This is a genomic window from Curtobacterium sp. MCBD17_026 (assembly GCF_003234895.2).
GTDB lineage: Bacteria > Actinomycetota > Actinomycetes > Actinomycetales > Microbacteriaceae > Curtobacterium > Curtobacterium flaccumfaciens.
Map to the genome: position 1 here is coordinate 2,853,244 of NZ_CP126281.1, position 17,165 is coordinate 2,870,408.

Annotated in this window: 19 protein-coding genes and 1 tRNA gene; 7 read left to right on the top strand and 13 right to left on the bottom strand. The window is 71.5% G+C overall.

Annotation, left to right across the window (positions count from 1 at the left end; genetic code table 11):
• Positions 1-7: 7 nt before the first annotated feature.
• The gene (locus tag DEI85_RS13490) at positions 8-1,273 is read left to right on the top strand and encodes a Gfo/Idh/MocA family protein (RefSeq protein WP_502868676.1); all 1,266 of its coding nucleotides are present in this window, start codon (positions 8-10) and stop codon (positions 1,271-1,273) included.
• Between the two features lie 76 nt (positions 1,274-1,349).
• On the top strand, positions 1,350-2,363 hold the full coding sequence (locus DEI85_RS13495; protein ID WP_258376231.1) for a LacI family DNA-binding transcriptional regulator: 1,014 nt from the start codon (positions 1,350-1,352) through the stop codon (positions 2,361-2,363).
• Positions 2,364-2,434: 71 nt separating this feature from the next.
• Here the strand turns inward: DEI85_RS13495 and DEI85_RS13500 are convergent, their stop codons facing one another.
• Both DEI85_RS13500 and DEI85_RS13505 read right to left on the bottom strand, forming a co-directional pair.
• Complete coding sequence (locus tag DEI85_RS13500) at positions 2,435-2,845, bottom strand: hypothetical protein (RefSeq protein WP_146248961.1); 411 nt, start codon at positions 2,843-2,845, stop codon at positions 2,435-2,437.
• Positions 2,846-2,935: 90 nt separating this feature from the next.
• Complete coding sequence (locus DEI85_RS13505) at positions 2,936-3,391, bottom strand: winged helix-turn-helix transcriptional regulator (RefSeq protein WP_111122923.1); 456 nt, start codon at positions 3,389-3,391, stop codon at positions 2,936-2,938.
• Positions 3,392-3,475: 84 nt separating this feature from the next.
• Here DEI85_RS13505 and DEI85_RS13510 point away from each other — a divergent pair, with 84 nt between their 5' ends.
• Entirely contained in the window at positions 3,476-4,171 is a 696-nt protein-coding gene (locus tag DEI85_RS13510; RefSeq protein WP_111122922.1) for an SDR family oxidoreductase, read from the top strand.
• A gap of 17 nt (positions 4,172-4,188) precedes the next feature.
• Here the strand turns inward: DEI85_RS13510 and DEI85_RS13515 are convergent, their stop codons facing one another.
• The 5 genes from DEI85_RS13515 to serS form a co-directional block, all read right to left on the bottom strand.
• Positions 4,189-4,752 (bottom strand): GrpB family protein, encoded by a 564-nt coding sequence (locus tag DEI85_RS13515; protein WP_111122921.1) that lies wholly within the window; start codon positions 4,750-4,752, stop codon positions 4,189-4,191.
• Positions 4,749-5,267, bottom strand: a complete 519-nt coding sequence (locus tag DEI85_RS13520; RefSeq protein WP_284183431.1) for a GNAT family N-acetyltransferase — start codon at positions 5,265-5,267, stop codon at positions 4,749-4,751. Before DEI85_RS13520 ends, DEI85_RS13515 begins: the two co-directional genes overlap by 4 nt.
• A 14-nt stretch (positions 5,268-5,281) precedes the next feature.
• A tRNA-Ser gene (locus DEI85_RS13525) sits at positions 5,282-5,366 on the bottom strand.
• Between the two features lie 83 nt (positions 5,367-5,449).
• Positions 5,450-6,313 (bottom strand): HAD family hydrolase, encoded by an 864-nt coding sequence (locus tag DEI85_RS13530; protein WP_111122920.1) that lies wholly within the window; start codon positions 6,311-6,313, stop codon positions 5,450-5,452.
• A complete protein-coding gene (gene serS / locus DEI85_RS13535; RefSeq protein ID WP_110862423.1) occupies positions 6,310-7,575 on the bottom strand; it encodes a serine--tRNA ligase in 1,266 nt (421 codons plus the stop codon). The genes DEI85_RS13530 and serS overlap by 4 nt, the downstream gene beginning before the upstream one ends.
• A 55-nt stretch (positions 7,576-7,630) precedes the next feature.
• On the opposite strand from serS, the gene DEI85_RS13540 reads away from it, so the two are divergent.
• On the top strand, positions 7,631-8,701 hold the full coding sequence (locus tag DEI85_RS13540; RefSeq protein ID WP_110862422.1) for a diacylglycerol/lipid kinase family protein: 1,071 nt from the start codon (positions 7,631-7,633) through the stop codon (positions 8,699-8,701).
• Positions 8,702-8,846: 145 nt separating this feature from the next.
• Here DEI85_RS13540 and pheA read toward each other — a convergent pair whose 3' ends face one another.
• From pheA to DEI85_RS13560, 4 genes are all read right to left on the bottom strand, one after another.
• Positions 8,847-9,803: a prephenate dehydratase gene (gene pheA / locus DEI85_RS13545; RefSeq protein ID WP_111122919.1), complete on the bottom strand. Its 957-nt coding sequence runs from the start codon at positions 9,801-9,803 to the stop codon at positions 8,847-8,849.
• Between the two features lie 62 nt (positions 9,804-9,865).
• On the bottom strand, positions 9,866-10,411 hold the full coding sequence (locus tag DEI85_RS13550) for a MarR family winged helix-turn-helix transcriptional regulator (RefSeq protein WP_110862455.1): 546 nt from the start codon (positions 10,409-10,411) through the stop codon (positions 9,866-9,868).
• 28 nt (positions 10,412-10,439) lie between these two features.
• Positions 10,440-10,976: a hypothetical protein gene (locus DEI85_RS13555; RefSeq protein ID WP_181436283.1), complete on the bottom strand. Its 537-nt coding sequence runs from the start codon at positions 10,974-10,976 to the stop codon at positions 10,440-10,442.
• The gene (locus tag DEI85_RS13560; RefSeq protein ID WP_111122918.1) at positions 10,973-12,358 is read right to left on the bottom strand and encodes a molybdopterin-dependent oxidoreductase; all 1,386 of its coding nucleotides are present in this window, start codon (positions 12,356-12,358) and stop codon (positions 10,973-10,975) included. The genes DEI85_RS13555 and DEI85_RS13560 overlap by 4 nt, the downstream gene beginning before the upstream one ends.
• A gap of 87 nt (positions 12,359-12,445) precedes the next feature.
• Here DEI85_RS13560 and DEI85_RS13565 point away from each other — a divergent pair, with 87 nt between their 5' ends.
• From DEI85_RS13565 to DEI85_RS13575, 3 genes are read left to right on the top strand one after another with little or no spacing between them, the layout of a single operon-like run.
• The gene (locus DEI85_RS13565; protein ID WP_111122917.1) at positions 12,446-13,885 is read left to right on the top strand and encodes a glycosyltransferase 87 family protein; all 1,440 of its coding nucleotides are present in this window, start codon (positions 12,446-12,448) and stop codon (positions 13,883-13,885) included.
• Positions 13,886-13,890: 5 nt separating this feature from the next.
• Positions 13,891-14,943, top strand: a complete 1,053-nt coding sequence (moaA, locus tag DEI85_RS13570) for a GTP 3',8-cyclase MoaA (RefSeq protein WP_111122916.1) — start codon at positions 13,891-13,893, stop codon at positions 14,941-14,943.
• A gap of 3 nt (positions 14,944-14,946) precedes the next feature.
• Positions 14,947-15,186 (top strand): MoaD/ThiS family protein, encoded by a 240-nt coding sequence (locus DEI85_RS13575; protein WP_111122915.1) that lies wholly within the window; start codon positions 14,947-14,949, stop codon positions 15,184-15,186.
• Between the two features lie 138 nt (positions 15,187-15,324).
• On the opposite strand, the gene DEI85_RS13580 is transcribed toward DEI85_RS13575, so the two are convergent.
• Together DEI85_RS13580 and DEI85_RS13585 are read right to left on the bottom strand one after the other, a co-directional pair.
• Positions 15,325-16,365 carry an ABC transporter ATP-binding protein gene (locus DEI85_RS13580; RefSeq protein ID WP_111122914.1) on the bottom strand — a complete coding sequence of 347 codons (1,041 nt, stop codon included), beginning with the start codon at positions 16,363-16,365 and terminating at the stop codon, positions 15,325-15,327.
• Positions 16,362-17,162 (bottom strand): ABC transporter permease, encoded by an 801-nt coding sequence (locus DEI85_RS13585; protein ID WP_111122913.1) that lies wholly within the window; start codon positions 17,160-17,162, stop codon positions 16,362-16,364. Before DEI85_RS13585 ends, DEI85_RS13580 begins: the two co-directional genes overlap by 4 nt.
• Positions 17,163-17,165 lie beyond the last annotated feature (3 nt).

The window sequence follows — 17,165 nt, forward strand, 5'->3', positions numbered from 1 at the left end:
GTCACTGATGATCTCTGTCGGAATGGTCGGCGCGGGCCAGTTCGCCCCCCAGTTCGCCAAGCTGTTCAAGCTCCACCCCGACGTCGACCGCGTCTACGTCACGGACCTCGTCGACGAGCGGGCGTCCGAACTCGTCGAGACGCAGCACCTCGACGGCACGTTCCCGGACTTCGACGCCGTCCTCGCCTCGGACGTCGACGCCGTCGCGATCTTCACGCAGCGCTGGACCCACGGTCCGCTCGTGGTCAAGGCCCTGCGCGCCGGCAAGCACGTGTACTCCGCCGTGCCGATGGCGATCTCCGTCGACGAGATCCGCGACATCATCCAGGCGGTCCGCGAGACCGGCCTGACCTACATGATGGGCGAGACGAGTTACTACAACCCCGCGACCGTGTTCGCCCGCAAGCAGGTCGCCGCCGGCGCCTTCGGCCGGGTGTTCTACGCCGAGGGTGACTACGTGCACGACATGGACCTCGGCTTCTACGCCGCGTACCAGTACAGCGGGGGCGACGAGTGGAAGCGCACCGCCAGCTACCCGCCCATGCTCTACCCGACGCACTCGGTCGGCGGGGTCCTCGGTGCGATCCCCGGGCACGCGGTCAGCGTCAGCTGCATCGGTGTCAAGGACGACCGCGGCGACGGCGTCTTCGACAAGGACGTCAGCCAGTTCGACAACGACTTCTCGAACGCCACCGCCCTGTTCGAGCTCGACAACGGCGGGGTCATGCGCATCAACGAGATGCGTCGCGTCGGCTACCCGTCGCACATCCGTGAGTCGCGCTTCCGCTACTTCGGCACCGAGGCCAGCTTCGAGCAGCTCGCGAAGACCAGCGTCTGGCAGGACAAGGAGGACTCGTACGACATCAGCGACAAGATCGACACCCAGGCGACGATGTCCCTCGACGACCCGCGCCTGGCCGACGTCGACCCGTCCCTGCGCGACGCGTTCGTCTCCGGCTACGCCGAGGTGCACGACACCGACCGCCTGCCCGCCGAGTACGACGGCGTGCCTACCGGACACGAGGGCAGCCACCAGTTCCTCGCCGACGACTTCGTCCGCGCCGTCGTCGACCGGACCCTGCCGCCGGTGAACGCCTGGACCGCCGCGCGCTTCACCCTGCCGGGCATCATCGCCCACCAGTCCGCGCTGCAGGGCGGCGCCCGACTCGAGGTGCCGGACTTCGGCGACGCCCCGGAGACGACGAGCGCTGCGACGGCAAGCGCACCGACGGCAGCAGGCAGCACGTCGTCGGCTACGATCGCGTCCGAGTAACACGTGTCGTTCGGGTGCCGGTCCGTCGTGGGCCGGCACCCGAACGACGCTCCCGGACCCGACGAAGGTGGCTGCCGTGACCGTCCCGACGAACCCGAGGGCGGTCACCCGTGCGGACGTCGCCCGCTACGCCGGGGTCAGCACCTCCGTCGTCAGCTACGTCGTGCACGACGGACCGCGCCCCGTCGCCGCCGCCACCGCCGCCCGTGTGCGCGAGGCCATCCGCGTCCTCGGCTACCGTCCGAACGCGAGCGCCCAGGCCCTGCGCACCGGCTCGTCGAAGATGCTCGGCCTGATCGTGCCCGAACTCGACAACCCGTTCTGGTCCGAGCTCGCCGTCGCCGTCACCCACGCCGCCGCTGCACGTGGCTACGACGTCCTGCTCGCCAACAGCGACGGCGACGCCGCCCAGGAACGCGAGCGGCTCCGCAGCCTCTCCGCCCGCCAGGTCGACGGCATCATCGTGACGAGCATCATGACCCACCCGGACCTGTCGACCGTCACCGACCCCGGCCTGCCGATGGTTCTGCTCAACACGTTCTTCGAGGTCCCCGAGTACGCCAGCATCGGCGTCGACGCCCTGCGCGGCGCCCTCGACGGCACGCAACACCTGGTCGAGCACGGCTACCGCTCGATCGGCCTCGTGATGGGGCACACCGGCTCGATGGAGCTCCGCGAGCAGGGCTGGATGCGCGCCCTGCGCCAGGCCTGCCTGCCCGACGGCCCCATCGTCCGCACCGACTTCACCCGGCGCGGTGGCTACGAAGCCGGCCTCCGCATGTTCGCGGACGAGACCGGCCCCCGAGCCGTCTTCGTCAGCTCCGACATGCAGGCGATCGGCGTGATGCGTGCACTGTGGGAACTCGGTCTGCGCGTCCCCGAGGACGTCGCGATCGTGTCGTTCGACGGCGCGGCCGAGGCGGACTACACGAACCCGCAGCTCACCACGGTCCGGCAGCCGATCGAGACGATGGCGGTCGCCGCGGTCGACCGCGTGCTCGGCCTCGACGCCGACAACCAGTGGCACCGCGACCTGGTGCCGGCCGAGTTGGTCCTCGGCGCGAGTTGCGGGTGCGACGTGCGCCGCTGACGCACCCAACAAGCGGACTGGAGGCGCGGGGCGGGGCCGCCGCGGGCCTCCTGGCCGTCAGAGGGTCGCGTTCAGGACGCACGCCTCCACCATGGACGCCGCTCTGCTTCCTCGTACGCCGCAAGCCACGACGATGCATGCCTCGATCGTCCTTGTCGCACGATCGCTGAGCCGATCCCAATGACGAAGATGGCCACGGCGGTCCGCCCGAGATTCGTGTACACACGGATCGCCGCCTCCGCGCCAGCGCCCGCGTCGTTGACTGCGAGGGCTGACGTCGCGGCGGCCGCGACGGTCGCGAACACCGCGAGGATGGCGATTCCTGCGATCACGGAGTTGACGAGCAGGCTCGACTCCATCCCGGCTCGTTCACGGAGCTCGGCGAGGACCTTCTGGCGAAGTTCAGCATTCCGCCTCGTGTCCGTGAGGTACCGGCGCACCTCACGCTCGGTCGGAACGCCACCGTTGCCTCGCTGCGGCATGTATGTCTTCCATGCAGCCGCTGATGGCGGTGTTGCGCGGATCGGTCGTGACAGAAGTTCAATACTCATCGGAGGTGCTTTATCGGCACCTCACCGAGATCCGTCACCGACTACTTGCACGCGATCGAGCAGCACACGTTGATGCGCGCCCTGCGTCACAGCGACCGCTTCGACCAGCTCGCCGGAATCGGCGTCGACGAAGCGCAGGTCCGACGCCCGCTCGGACGGGCGGTGCCGGTCGGCCCAGCCGCCGAGGGCGAGCAGCACGAGCGACAGGTCGCGGCCGGCGTCGGTCAGGACGTACTCCTCGCGGGCACGGGCGCCCTCGGGCTTGTAGGTCGTGCGCTCGAGCACTCCCCCGTCGACGAGTGAGGCCAGCCGTGCGGTCAGGACCTCGCGCGGGATGCCGAGGCTCTGCTGGAACTGGCTGAAGCGGGTCGAGCCGCCGATGGCGTCGCGGACGATCATGAGCGTCCACTTCTCGCCGAGGACGTCGAGGGAGCGTGCGATGGGGCAGCGCTCGTCGCCGCCGAGGATGCCGAGCATGGGTTCATCCTAGCTGGGTTCGATTTCCGGACACAACGTGCTAGGTTCGGTTTCCGTACTCAACTTCTCTTGTCTGGAGCACTCATGACCGACCTCACCAACGCCGTCGTCCTCGTCACCGGAGCGAACGGCGGCCTCGGCGCCGAGTTCGTCCGCCAGGCCTTGGAGCGTGGCGCCACCAAGGTCTACGCGACCGCCCGGAACCCGCGCACCTGGGACGACGAGCGCATCGTCCCCCTCGCCCTCGACGTCACGAGCCAGGAGAGCGTCGACGCCGCAGCCCGTGCCGCCGCCGACACGACGATCGTCGTGAACAACGCCGGCATCGGCGGCATGGAACCACTGCTCGACACCTCGGTCGCCGAGGTCGAGCGCCTCTTCGCGACGAACGTCTTCGGTGCGCTCCGCGTCGCCAAGGCCTTCGCCCCGACCATCGCCGGCGGCACACTGGTGGACGTCCACTCGGTGCTCAGCTGGATCGCACTCGGCGGTGCCTACTCGGCCTCGAAGGCTGCCTTCTGGTCGCTCACGAACTCCCTGCGCCTCGAGCTCGCTCCGCAGGGCACGCAGGTCGTCGGCGCCCACCTCGGCTACACCGACACCGGCATGACCGAGGGGCTCGACGTCGAGAAGTCCGACCCCGCCGACATCGTCCGGTCGATCTGGGACGCCGTCGAGGCCGGGGAGCACGAGGTCCTCGCCGACCAGGTCAGCCGCGACGTCCGTGCCGGCCTGAGCGCCCCGCTCACCGCGCTCTACCCGATGCTCGCCAGCGCCTGAGGCTCGTTCCCGTCGGGTCAGCCGCCCGCGCCGCGGTCGGTGATCCGACGGTTCGTGGCGGTGATGGCGGCGCGCTCGTCGTCAGCCAGGCCACCGGCGTGGAGGATCCGGCTCAGCACCTCGCTCTTCCGCTCGATGTAGTCGTCGATGTCCTCGGCCACGGCGGCTGCCCGGCGTTTCACGGCGGCGTACTCGTCGCGGAGCGCCGGCTCGGCACGCAGCACGTCGCGGACGGCCAGGTGGTTCCGCAGCGCGAGCGACCCGGCCGCGACGACGTAGGTGTTCGTCGGGGCGAAGCGCTCCGGAGCCCGGAACGCCTGCCGCCCCGGGACCCCCAGTTCACCGCGGGACTCGAAGCCGATCGTCGCCATCGCCGCCACTGCAGCCGGGACGTCGGGAGTGTCCACCACGACGTCGACGTCGAGCACGGGCTTCGCCGCCAAGCCCGGCACGGACGTGCTGCCCACGTGCTCGATGCTCCGGAACGGCACGTCGGCGTCGTCGAGCGCGGCGGCGTACGCATCGCGCAGCCGCCGGAACCGCTCCGGCCAGGCCGGTCGGTAGTCGACGACCTCGATCACGGGGCCGGCGTCGGCGCGAGGAGCTGGAACATGACGTGGTCGCGCCAGACCCCGTCGATCTTGATGTACTCCGGCGCGAAGCCGTAGCGGGTGAAGCCCGCCGACTCGAGCGCGCGCTGCGAGCCGACGTTCTCGGGCAGGGTCTCAGCCTGCACGCGGTGCAGGCGGAGCACGTCGAAGGCATGATCGGCGGCCGCGCGGACGGCACGGGACGCGTGGCCCTGGCGGGTACGGTCGGCGCGGATCCAGTACCCCATCGCGCACGACTGCAGGGCACCGCGGGCGACGCCGCTCAGCGTGATCCGCCCGAGGAGTTCCCCGTCGGTCGACTCGATGACGAACGGCACCGCGTTGCCCGCGCGCTGCGCGGCGAGAGCCTGCGTGATGACGTCCCGCTGCCCGGACTCCGTGTAGTACGACGGGGCTCGCGCCGGTTCCCACGGCCGCAGGTGGTCGGCGTTCTCGGTGATGACCGCAGCCAGGACGGCCGCGTCGTCGAGGCGGAGTGGGCGCAACCGTGTGTCCATCGCGGAGGGTGTGGGATTCGAACCCACGAGACATCTCTGCCCACCTGTTTTCAAGACAGGCTCCATCGGCCGCTCGGACAACCCTCCAGTGACGCGACCACGTGGCGAGACGTGATCGCGTCCCGGGAAGTCTACCCGGGCCTCCAGGCAGGGGTGCGCGCGAGCGCGGACTAACGGGGCAGGGAGTCGAGCGCCGCTGCCAGGCCGTCGTCGGTGATGCCACCGGTGAGCTCGTTGCCGGCGTCGACGACGTCGTCGGGGGCCTGGCCCATGACGACCCCGCGACCGGAGGTCGAGGCCCAGCGGAGCATGTCGATGTCGTTGCGGCCGTCGCCCGCGGCGAAGACGCGGGAACGCGGGATGTCGAGCCACTCGCGCACGCGCTCCATCGCGGTGGCCTTCGTCACGCCCTCGGGAGCGATGTCGAGCCACGACGTCCAGCCGACGGAGTACGAGACCTTGTGCAGGCCCATCTGCTCGACGATCTGCAGGAAGTCCTCGGTGTCATGGCCGGGCGAGATGACGACGACGCGGGTGGCCTCGACGCCGAGCAGCTGCTCGAACGGCACGTGCTCGCCCTCCACCGTCATCGTGTCGTCGGGGAAGTTGCCGGACAACAGGAAGTGCCCGGTCTCGTCCTCGACGCCGAACGCCGCGTTCTCGAGCGCTCCGTGGATGGTCTGCAGCACCTCGGACGGGTCGAACCGCTCGACGTGTTCGCGCACGTAGGAGCCGTCGGCGCGGCGGGCCAGGATGAGCGCACCGTTCGCGCACACCAGGTACTTCGGCCGGATGCCGAGGGTCTCGAGCAGGGGCACGGTCATGCCCTCGCTGCGGCCGGTAGAGAGCATGACCTCGTGGCCGGCGGCCTCGGCGTCACGGACGGCGGCGACGACTGCCTCGGTGATGACACCGTCCTCACGCATGGTGGTGCCGTCGATGTCGAGCGCGACCAGCCAGCGCTTGGTGCGGGCGGGCGCGTCGCTGCCCGCGCCCTGCGAGGTGCCGTCCACGAACCGTCCCTGGGTGCTCATCGGGGCTCGATCACCTCGACGCCACCGAGGTAGGGGCGCAGGACCTCGGGCACGACCACGGAACCGTCGGCCTGCTGGTGGGTCTCGAGGATCGCGACGATCCAGCGGGTGGTGGCGAGGGTGCCGTTCAGGGTGGCGACCGGAGCGGTCTTGCCGCTCTCGGTGCGGTAGCGGATGTCGAGGCGGCGGGCCTGGAACGTCGTGCAGTTCGACGTCGAGGTGAGCTCGCGGAACGTGCCCTGCGTCGGGACCCACGCCTCGATGTCGTACTTCTTCGCCGCGCTCGTGCCGAGGTCACCGGCGGCGACGTCGATCACGCGGTAGTGGAGCCCGAGGTCCTGGAGCATCTGCTCCTGGTGGGCGACGAGGCGCTCGTGCTCGGCCTCGGCCTGGTCCGGGTGGACGTAGGCGAACATCTCGAGCTTGTTGAACTGGTGCACGCGGAGGATGCCGCGGTTGTCCTTGCCCGCAGAACCGGCCTCGCGGCGGTAGCAGGTCGACCAGCCGGCGTAGCGGTGGGCCTGTCCTTCCTCGAGCGGCAGGATCTCGTCGGCGTGGAACCCGGCGAGGGCGACCTCGCTCGTGCCGGTCAGGTACAGGTCGTCGGCCTCGAGCCGGTAGACCTCGGCAGCGTGCTCACCGAGGAAGCCGGTGCCGGCCATCGTCTCGGGGCGGACGAGCGTCGGGGTGATGAGCGGCTCGAAGCCGGCGGCGATGGCACGATCGAGGCCGAGCGACATCAGCGCGATCTCGAGCCGGGCGCCCATGCCGCGCAGGAAGTAGAAGCGCGACCCGGAGACCTTCACACCACGCGGGATGTCGATGATGCCGAGGTGCTCGCCGAGGTCGGCGTGGTCCTTCGGCTCGAAGTCGAACTCGGGCTTGGTGCCGACGGTGCGGAGCGTGACGAAGTCGTCCTCGCCGCCCTCGGGCACCCCGGGGAGCACGACGTTCGGGATGCCGCGGACGACGGTGTTGAAGGTGTCCTCGGCCGCGGTGACGGTGGCCTGCGCCTCCTTGACCTTCGCGGCGAGCGCCTGCGCCTGCTGCACGAGCGCGGCCTTCTCGTCCTTCGGGGCCTTGGCGACGGTCTTGCCGAAGGCGTTCTGCTCGGCGCGGAGCGACTCGAACGAGGTGATCGCACTGCGGCGGGCGGAATCAGCGGCGACGGCTTCGTCGACGACGGCCACGGAGGCACCGCGCGCCTGCTGTGAAGCCTTGATGACGTCCGGGTTGTCGCGAAGCAGCTGTGGATCGATCACCGCCCCATCCTAGACGGGGGCAACCGCACGCAGCCTCGATCGGTAGCGTGGAGGCATGTCGACCCCTTCGGAGACCGCGCCCGCGGATCAGGACGCCCTCCCCACCGAGCAGCGGACGGCCGCGGTGGTCTACAACCCGGTCAAGGTCCACCTGCCGACCCTCAAGCGCACCGTCGAAGAACAGCAGCAGGAAGCCGGCTGGGCCGACACCCTGTGGTTCGAGACGTCGGAACAGGACCCGGGCGGCGGCATGGCCCGCGCCGCGATCGAGGCCGGTGCCGACGTCGTCGCCGCGGCCGGTGGTGACGGCACGGTCCGCGCGGTCGCCGAGGTCGTGCACGAGGCCGGCTCGACCCTCGCACTGCTGCCGAGCGGCACCGGAAACCTGCTCGCCCGCAACATGAAGCTGCCCCTCGACGACCTCGGCGCGAGCGTCCGAACGATCTTCCACGGCGACGACCGCAAGATCGACTTCGGCATGCTCAAGGTCGAGCGCCCCGGCGGTGAGCGCGAACGCTTCGGCTTCCTGGTGATGGCGGGCCTCGGGCTCGACGCCCGGATGCTCGTGAACACCCGTCCCGAGCTGAAGAAGAAGGTGGGCTGGCTGGCGTACGTCGACTCCCTGTTCCGGTCGGTCCGCGACGCGAACGCGTTCGAGTTCCGGTACCAGCTCGACGACGACGGCAACCGCTCGCTCCGGGCGCACTCCCTGATCGTCGGCAACTGCGGCATGCTGCAGGCCGGCGCGATCCTGCTACCGGACGCCGAGATCGACGACGGCGTGTTCGACATCGCCGTCATGCGTCCGCGCGGGTTCTTCGGCTGGGTTCGGATCGGCGCCCGGGTGTTCTGGGAGAACGGGATCCTGCGGGCCTTCCGTCGTTCGACCCTCGGCAAGACCGCCGTCGGCCAGAAGATCGTCTCGAAGTCCCGCGAGGAACGCCCCTTGCGCTACCTGCGCGGGCAGGAGTTCACGGCACGGCTCGAGCGACCCGACGAGTTCGAGATCGACGGCGACCCGGTGGGCGAGGTCATCGCCTTCCGCTCGCGGATCGACCCGATGGGACTCTCCGTGCGCGTGCCGGACCCGGCGGACGACCGCCACGGCTCGCGCCAGGTGCCCTGACCCTGTCGCTCGGGCTCCGGACGCCCCGTGCGAGGTTCCGTAGTCCGTGCGATGGCCGCGGGCTCCCACGGACTACGGAACCTCGCATCACACGGCTTCACCGCGCCGCGCCGCACCGCGCCGCGCCGCGCCCCACCGCGCCGCGCTACCGCGCCCCGGGCTCGCCCGACACGATGGCCCGCAGCCAGTCGCGCGCCTCGACGAACGCGGCGTCCGAGTAGCGCGCGGGCACCTCGGGGCGGGCACCGTCGGCACGCGGGTACGACCCGAGGAACGTCACGCGCGGGCTGAACCGACGCAGGCCGAGCAGCGCGTCCGCCACCCGCTCGTCGCGCACGTGCCCGTCGAGGTCGATGACGAACCGGTAGCGGCCGAGCTCGTCCCCGATCGGGCGCGACGACAGCAGCCCCATGTTGATGCCCCGCGTCGCGAACTGCTCGAGCATGTCGACCAGGGCGCCGGGGTGGTCGGCGGGCAGCTCGACGATGACACTGGTCTTGTCGGCGCCGGTCGGCTCGGGCAGGGCGAGGGTCTTGGACACCAGGACGAACCGGGTGACCGCCGAGGCGTTGTCACCGATCGACGATGCGAGCACGACGACGTCGTGGTGGTCGGTGATGCCGGGCGGCGCGACGGCGGCGTCGGCGGTCGGGTTCGCTTCGAGCAGGGCGAGCGCCGCGGCGACGTTCGACGACGCCGGGATGTGGCCGTGGCCGGGCAGGTTGGTCTCGAGCCAGTTGTGGGTCTGCGCGTAGGCGACGGGGTGTGCGTTCACCGTGCGGACGTCGGCCAGGGTCGTGCCGGGTCGGGCGACGAGCACGAAGTCGACGGGGACCAGGTACTCCCCCACGATCCGCACGCCGGGGATCCTGGCCAGGGCGTCCTGCGTGGCGCTGACCCCGCCGTCGACGCTGTTCTCGATCGCGATGACGGCCCCGATCGACCGGCCGGACATGACGTCGTCCAGGGCCTCACCGACGTTGTTGACGCTCCGCCAGGGCTTGCCGGCGGCGGCCTCGACGAGCTTCAGGGCCGCCTCGGTGAAGGTGCCGGCGGGTCCGAGGTAGGAGTACGTGTCGGACGGCGCGGCGGGGTCGGTCATGCGGCGAGCCTATTGCAGTGACGGGCACAGCCGAGCGAGCGTGACGAGGGCCACGACCGGCGTCAGTCGGACGCCGTTCCCGTCAACCGAGCCTCGCAGATCGCGGTGTCGTCGTCCTCGCGCGGGTAGGTGAGCGCCGCGAAGCGCCCCTCGGGGTCGAGCCGTGTCAGGAGCGAGGCCGCGATGCCGTCGAGCTGCGCGACCTGCTCGTCGGAGAGCGCGTCGATGACCACCCGGCGGGCGGTGCGGACGTGGTCCGGAGCAGCCTCGACGATGGTGGCGTAGCCGGCGTCGGTCAGGCGGACGTCGGTGGCCCGGCGGTCGGAGGTCGACGGGCACCGGGTCACGAGCCCCCGCTTCTCGAGGCGGGACACCACGTGCGACAGCCGCGGCAACGAGGCGTTCGTGGCCGAGGCGAGCGCCGACATCCGCAGGGTCCGGGTGTCGGTCTCGGAGAGCATCGCGATGACCATGTAGTCGAAGTGCGTCAGGTCGGCGTCGCGCTGCAGCTGCTGGTCGAGCGCCGCCGGCAGGAGTTCCATGACGGCGACGAGCTTCATCCACGCGCGCAGTTGCTCGCGGGTGAGCCACGGGGTCTCGTCGGTCATGACCTGATCATACCGAAAGGTTGTCCCGTCAACCAGTGGTGCGCACGGCGGACGAACCAGACGGACCGGACGGACCAGACGGACGGGACGGACCGGACGGACCGGACGGACCGGACGAACCAGACGGACCGGACGGACCGGACGGACGCCGACGCGCCCGCACCACCCCGACCACGAGCACCACCACCACGACGACGAGCAACGCCCCCTCGACGAGCAGCAGCCGCGTACCGTAGTCGAACGGCAGCACGGTGGGGTTCTTCTGCCCGTGGTCCTTGGCCGCGATCTCCGGCAGGACCACCAGGGCGAGCACGCTGCCGAGCACGATCGCCGCCTGCACGACGACGAGCACCCAGGCCCGCAGCGAGCGTCCGGCCCGACGCAGCAGCAGCCCGGCACCGACCACGAACGGCGACAGGACCGCGTCGTGCAGCACCACCGCCGCCAGCAGCCACACCCCGAGCCCGCCGATGCGGTTCGGCTTGACGGACGTCACGAGCACGGACGCCCCGAACGCGATGACCAGCACGCCGATCACCACGAGCACGATCCGCGCGGCCTTCACCGGAGCACCTCGATCTTCTCGATCCACTTGGTCTGCAGCACACCGGGCCGCCCCGGAGCGATGATCCGCGCCGGGAACCCGTGGTCCAGGTCGAGCGTCGCACCGTTCAGCTCGAGGGCGATGAGCGTCGTCGGGTCCTCGGCGTACTCCGGACCCATGTCCATGATCCGGTAGCCGCCGTGCCGCTCCAGGCTCGTCACCCGCACGTGCGACCCCTGTGGCGCCTGCACGGCGTCGAGCAGGTCGCGCATCCGCACGCCCTTCCAGGTGGCCATCTGGCTCCACCCCTCGACGCACGAGATCGGCAGGTCGACCTGCGCGGTGCCGAGCGCGACGAGTTCGGCTCGCACGAAGGTGCGGCTCACGTCGTGGCCGACGACGGTGAGCGTCCAGTCGGCGGCGGTCGCGCTGGCGAGCACGCCGGCGGCACGCGCGGTGCGGTTGACCGGCAGACCGTGCGAACCGATGCCGCGGCCGCGGGCGCCGAAGACGTTCAACGGTTCGGCGAGTTTCGAGGACTGTCCCGCCGTGAGCGCGACGACACCCACGGTCGCCGCCGTCACGCCGGCGAAGAACCCGCGTCGGGCGATCCGCTCACGTCGTCCGACAGCTGCGTCCGGCGTCCGCCTGGAGGCCCCGCTCGGCTCCGCCGCATCGGCCTCCGGCTGGCCGAGACTCGGCTCCTCGGCCACCTCGCGGGTTTCCGGGGCCGATTCCGGTCCGGTGGGCCGAGACTCGGCGCCGCCGCTCGGGGCGGCGTCGACGCCGTCGATCCAGCGGAACACGCGGCCCAGCAGGCCGGGGGCGGTGGCCCCGGCGGTCTCGGAGACCGCAGCGCTCGGGGCAGCCCCATGTCGGGCCTCCCGGCCTGGTGGGAGCAGTTCACTGCCGGACGCGGGATCCGCGACGAACCGGCCGTGCGCGTCGTAGGAGTCGCGCTTCCGCCAGTAGCGGGCGATGACCGGCAGCTTCGCGGCGATGTGGATGACCAGCGACCCGATGATCACGTAGGCCATCGCGTTGTGCACCTGCCGGAACGGGAACGGCCACGGGTACCACTGGTAGGTGTTGAGCAGTCCGGTGACGACCTGGATGATCGACGCGGACACGAGCACCGCGATCGACAGCCGCTCGAGCAGGTGCAGCACGCCGCGCACCGGCGGCACCTGCACCAGGGCGGGCATGACGGTGTTGAGCTTGGCGAGCAGCAGCGGGATGATCGCGATCCCGGTCGTGATGTGCAGGCCCTGCGTGAACTGGTACAGCTGCGTCGGACGGGTCGGGAACCGCATCCAGCCGAGCGGTTCCTGCAGCAGGTGGCTGTAGATCCCGGTGCCGAAGCAGATCAGGAACGCGATGCCGAGCAGGCGCCCGAGCACCACCGCCGAGCGGGCGTTGCGGTTGGGGGACGCCAGAGCTGCTCGTCCGTCGTGCAGCAGGCGCTGGACGCCGGATAGCCTCGACGGACCATGAGCGACCGACTGCGTGCCTTCCGACCGTCCTTGGCCGACGGCACCGCCGCCCGCATCGGCACGGTGCTGGCCGTCGTGGGGGTACTCGCCCTGTCGGGCGTCATCGCCGTCGGCGTCACGCATCTGGGGTTCCTCCGATCGGGCCATCGTTCTGCATTCGTTGCGTGGACGCTGATCGCTTGGACCGTCTTCGTCATCGCCGTGCTCGCGGTGCGTTTCGTGCCCGTCCGGTGGATGACCACCATGGTCATCGGCGGAGCGGTGGTGATCGGCATCGCCGCGCTGATCGGCCCGCCGAACACGAGCACCGACTCCGCTCGGTACGCGTGGGACGGCATCGTCCAGCATGCCGGTGTCTCCCCTTACGCGCACACCCCCCAGTCCACGGCACTGTCCGGTCTCCGACCCGACTGGTTGTTCCCCGACAAGGTGAACGGCACGTGCGACGACATCAAGCCCCGGTTCCGCGGGCTCGGCGACGGTGCGGACGGACACTGCACCGCGATCAACCGGCCCGACGTGACGACGATCTACCCGCCGATGGCCCAGCTCTGGTTCGCCGCGGTGCGGTTCTTCGTGCCGGCGAGCGCGCAGTACCTGCCGTTCCAGGTCGCCGGGCTGCTCGTGTCGCTCGGTGTGACCGTCGGGCTCGTCCTGGTGCTCCGCCGGATCGGCCGGCCGACCTGGTGGGCGGCGCTCTGGGCCTGGTCGCCGCTCGTCGCGTCCGAGGCGGTCACCAACTCGCACGTCGACGTCGTCGGAGCCGCACTCGCCACGGCCGGTGTCGTGCTCGTCGCGTTCGGGCGACCGATCTGGGGCGGCATCGCGCTCGGGGCTGCGACCGCGACGAAGCTCATCCCGGCGATCGTGTACCCGCCGTTGCTCGGCCGCGGTCGGGCGTGGTGGGCGATCCCGATCGGCATCGCGGTGTTCGGGTTGCTCTACGTGCCCTACGTGCTGACGACCGGGCTCGACGTGCTCGGGTACCTGCCCGGCTACCTGAGCGAAGAGGGCTACGAGGACGGCTCCCGGTTCGCGCTGGTGTCGCTCGTGGTCAAGGGCGACGCGGGGACGGTGGTGGTCGGGCTCCTGGTGCTGGCCGCCGCGTTCGTGGCGTGGCGGCTGTCCGACCCGTCACGGCCGTGGTCCGGCGAGGTCCTGATGATCGGCGTGACCTTCCTCGCAGTGACCCCGCGCTACCCCTGGTACGCGCTGCTGCTCATCCCGTTCGTGGTCCTGTCCGGCCGGTGGGAGTGGCTCTCGATCGGGCTCGCCATCGCGCTGCGCGGAGTGTGGCCGTCAGCGGATGCCTACCGGTGGTGGTTGCTCGCGGCCGTGGCCGTCATCGTGGTCGTCACGCTGCTGCGCACGGAGCGGTCGGAGTGGCGGCGGTGGTGGGAGCGGCTGTCGTTCCGGCGTGTGGAACACGTACGCTGACGACCATGGCACCCGCGATCCTGCTCGGCACGACCGGCTCCGTGGACCCGGCTCCCGCCGGGCTCGTCGACCGCTTCGGGCGTCGCGCCGTCGACCTGCGGGTGTCGCTGACCGAGCGCTGCAACCTGCGCTGCACCTACTGCATGCCCGCGGCCGGGCTGCCGTTCGCCCCCGACGAGGCCCTGATGACGGCGACCGAGATCGAGCGGCTGGTCCGGATCGGCTCGTCGCGGTTCGGCGTCCGCAAGGTCCGGTTCACGGGCGGGGAGCCGATGCTCCGGCACGACCTGATCGACGTGATCGCCCGGTGCGCCGCGCTGCCCGACGCCCCGGAGCTCTCGCTCACCACGAACGCGATCGGTCTCGCCCACCGCGCCCAGGGGCTGTACGACGCCGGGCTGCGGCGCGTGAACGTGTCGCTCGACACCGTCGACCCCGACGTCTTCACCACCGTGACCCGACGCCCGTTCCTCGACAAGGTGATCGCCGGGCTGTCGGCCGCGCACGACGCCGGCCTCGACATCAAGGTGAACGCGGTGCTGCTGCGCGGCATCAACGACGAGGCCGCCCCGGAGCTCCTCCGCTGGTGCCTCGAGCGCGGCTACGAGCTGCGGTTCATCGAGCAGATGCCGCTCGACCCCGACCACGCCTGGGACCGCACCTCGATGATCACCGCCGCCGAGACCCGCGCGCTGCTGGCGACGTCGTTCGCGCTCACGCCGGACGACGCCCCGCGCGACGGTGCCCCGGCCGAGCGGTACCGCGTGCACGACGCCGTCACCGGTGAGCCGCTCGGAACCGTCGGGATCATCGCGAGCATCACCGAGTCGTTCTGCGCCGACTGCACCCGCACCCGGCTGACCGCCGACGGCCACGTGCGCAGCTGCCTGTTCTCCGACGAGGAGACCGACGTGCTCGGACCGATGCGCTCCGGGGCGGACGACGACCAGGTCGCCGAGCTCTGGCGGCTCGCGATGTGGGCGAAGCCGCGCGACCACGGTGACGACAGCGACGAGCTCGTGCACCCGACGCGTGGCATGAGTGCGATCGGCGGCTGAGGCATGACCACGATCCGGTTCTTCGCCGCTGCCCGCGCCGCCGTGGGCGCCGACTCGCTGACCACGACAGGCCCCACCATCGAGGCCGCCCTCGGCGCGATCGACGCGGCCGACCCGGCACGCTGGAGTGCGTTGCAGGAGCGCTGCTCGTACCTGGTCGACGGCGTGACCACGCGCGAGCGGGCGACCTCGCTCGACGGGGTCGAGATCGTCGACGTCATGCCGCCCTTCGCCGGCGGCTGAGCGGCGCACGTTCCTTCCCAGGACGCCCGCGATGCCTGGTGCTTTCGGGCATACCTGGTGCGAACTTCCGACCAGGTACGCCCGATCCGACCAGGTACGCCCGATCCGATCAGGTACGCCCGATTCAGCGCCCGTTCCTCAACCGCGGGGAGCGTAGACCGCCACCTCGGCTGCGGGGACGTCGATGCGCACCGCGTCGCCGGGGGCGATCCCGAGCGCGGTCAGCCGCGCGAGCGTCAGGTCCGCCACCAGGTCACCGGCCCGCACCCGCACCAGTCCGTCGCGCGGCTCGAGCGAAGACACGGTGCGCGCAGCTCCCGCACCGTCCCGCGTCAGCACGGCGGCCGTCGGGTGGAAGGCGGCCAGGGCGGGCCGGCCGGGAGGCACGGCGTGCGCCCCCGACGCCAGCTCGCCACCGCCGTCGATCGCGATCCCACCCCCGGTGGCGGTCCCGCGTACCAGCGCGAGCCCGGAGAACGTCGCGGCGAACGCACTCGTCGGACGACCGAGCACGGAGGCGGGGGTGCCCTGCTCGACCACCCGTCCACCCTCGAGCACGACGACGCGGTCGGCCAGGGCGACGACCTCGACCGGATCGTGGGTGACGAGCACCGCGGGCCGGCCGGCGACCGCGGTCCGGAGTGCCGCGCGGACCTCGTCCTGCGCGCCGACGTCGAGCGCCGAGGTCGGTTCGTCGAGCAGCAGGACCGCCGGGTCGGTGGCGAGCGCGCGAGCGATCGCGACGCGCTGCGCCTGACCGCCCGAGAGTGTTCCGGGGTCGCGGGTGGCCAGTTCGGCGGCCCCGACGGCGTCGAGCGCGTGGCGGGCGAGCTGCCGGGCCGCGGCGCGACCGGCTCCGGCGGCTCGGGGTCCGAAGGCGACGTTCCCGACGACGTCGAGGAACGGGAACAGGTCGGACCGCTGCGCGACGAGTCCGATCCGACGACGGTGCGCGGGCACGGTGTGCCGTGGGCTCGAGACCTGGACCCCGTCGAGTTCGATCCGCCCGGACTCGATCGGCAGCAGTCCGGCCAGGGCCTCGAGCACCGTCGACTTGCCCGCACCGTTCGGCCCGATGACCGCCAGGCACTCCCCCGCGCGGACCTCGATCGCGACGTCGACGTCCCGCGACCCGACGACGACGCGCGCCCGGACACCCGCCGCGCCCTCGGCCGTCATGTCAGGGCTCCGCGGGTCCGGAACGACGAGGCCCCGATGACGACGACGGCCACCACGACGAGCACGACCGCCAGGGCCACCGCGGTGTCCGGGTCGACCTCGCGCTGCAGGTAGACCTCGAGCGGCAGGGTCCGCGTGACCCCCTGCAGACTGCCGGCGAAGGTCAGGGTGGCTCCGAACTCGCCGAGCGCCCGGGCGAAGCAGAGCACGAGCCCCGACACGATCCCCGGCAGCACCCGCGGCGTCGTGACGGTCAGGAACGTCCGGGTCGGCCCGGCCCCCAGGGTCGCGGCGACCCGCTCGTAGCGGTCGCCCTCGACGCGGAGCGCCCCCTCGACCGAGGACACCAGGAACGGCATCGCGACGAAGGTCTGCGCGATGACCACCGCTGTCGTGGTGAACGCGATGCGCAGCCCGTGGTCGTCGAGGAAGGCCCCGACGACGCCGAGCCGACCGAAGGCCGCGAGCAGCGCGAGGCCGCCGACCACCGGCGGCAGCACGAGCGGCAGGAGCACGACGGCTCGTGCGACGCCGACCCAGCGCGACGCCGACCGCGCGAACAGCACGGCGAGCGGGTACCCGAGGACGAACGCGACGCCGGTGGCCGCGAGCGCCGTGCCGAGGCTGAGCCCGAGCGCGGTCAGTGACGCGGCCGAGGTCACGAGCCCGACGAACGACGACCAGTCCACCCGGCCGAGCATCGCGAGCACCGGCACGACGACGAACAGCCCGCCGAGCACCGCGGGCAGCGGGAGCCACCACGCGACCGGTGGGCGTCCGTCAGCGCGCGGAGCCACGGG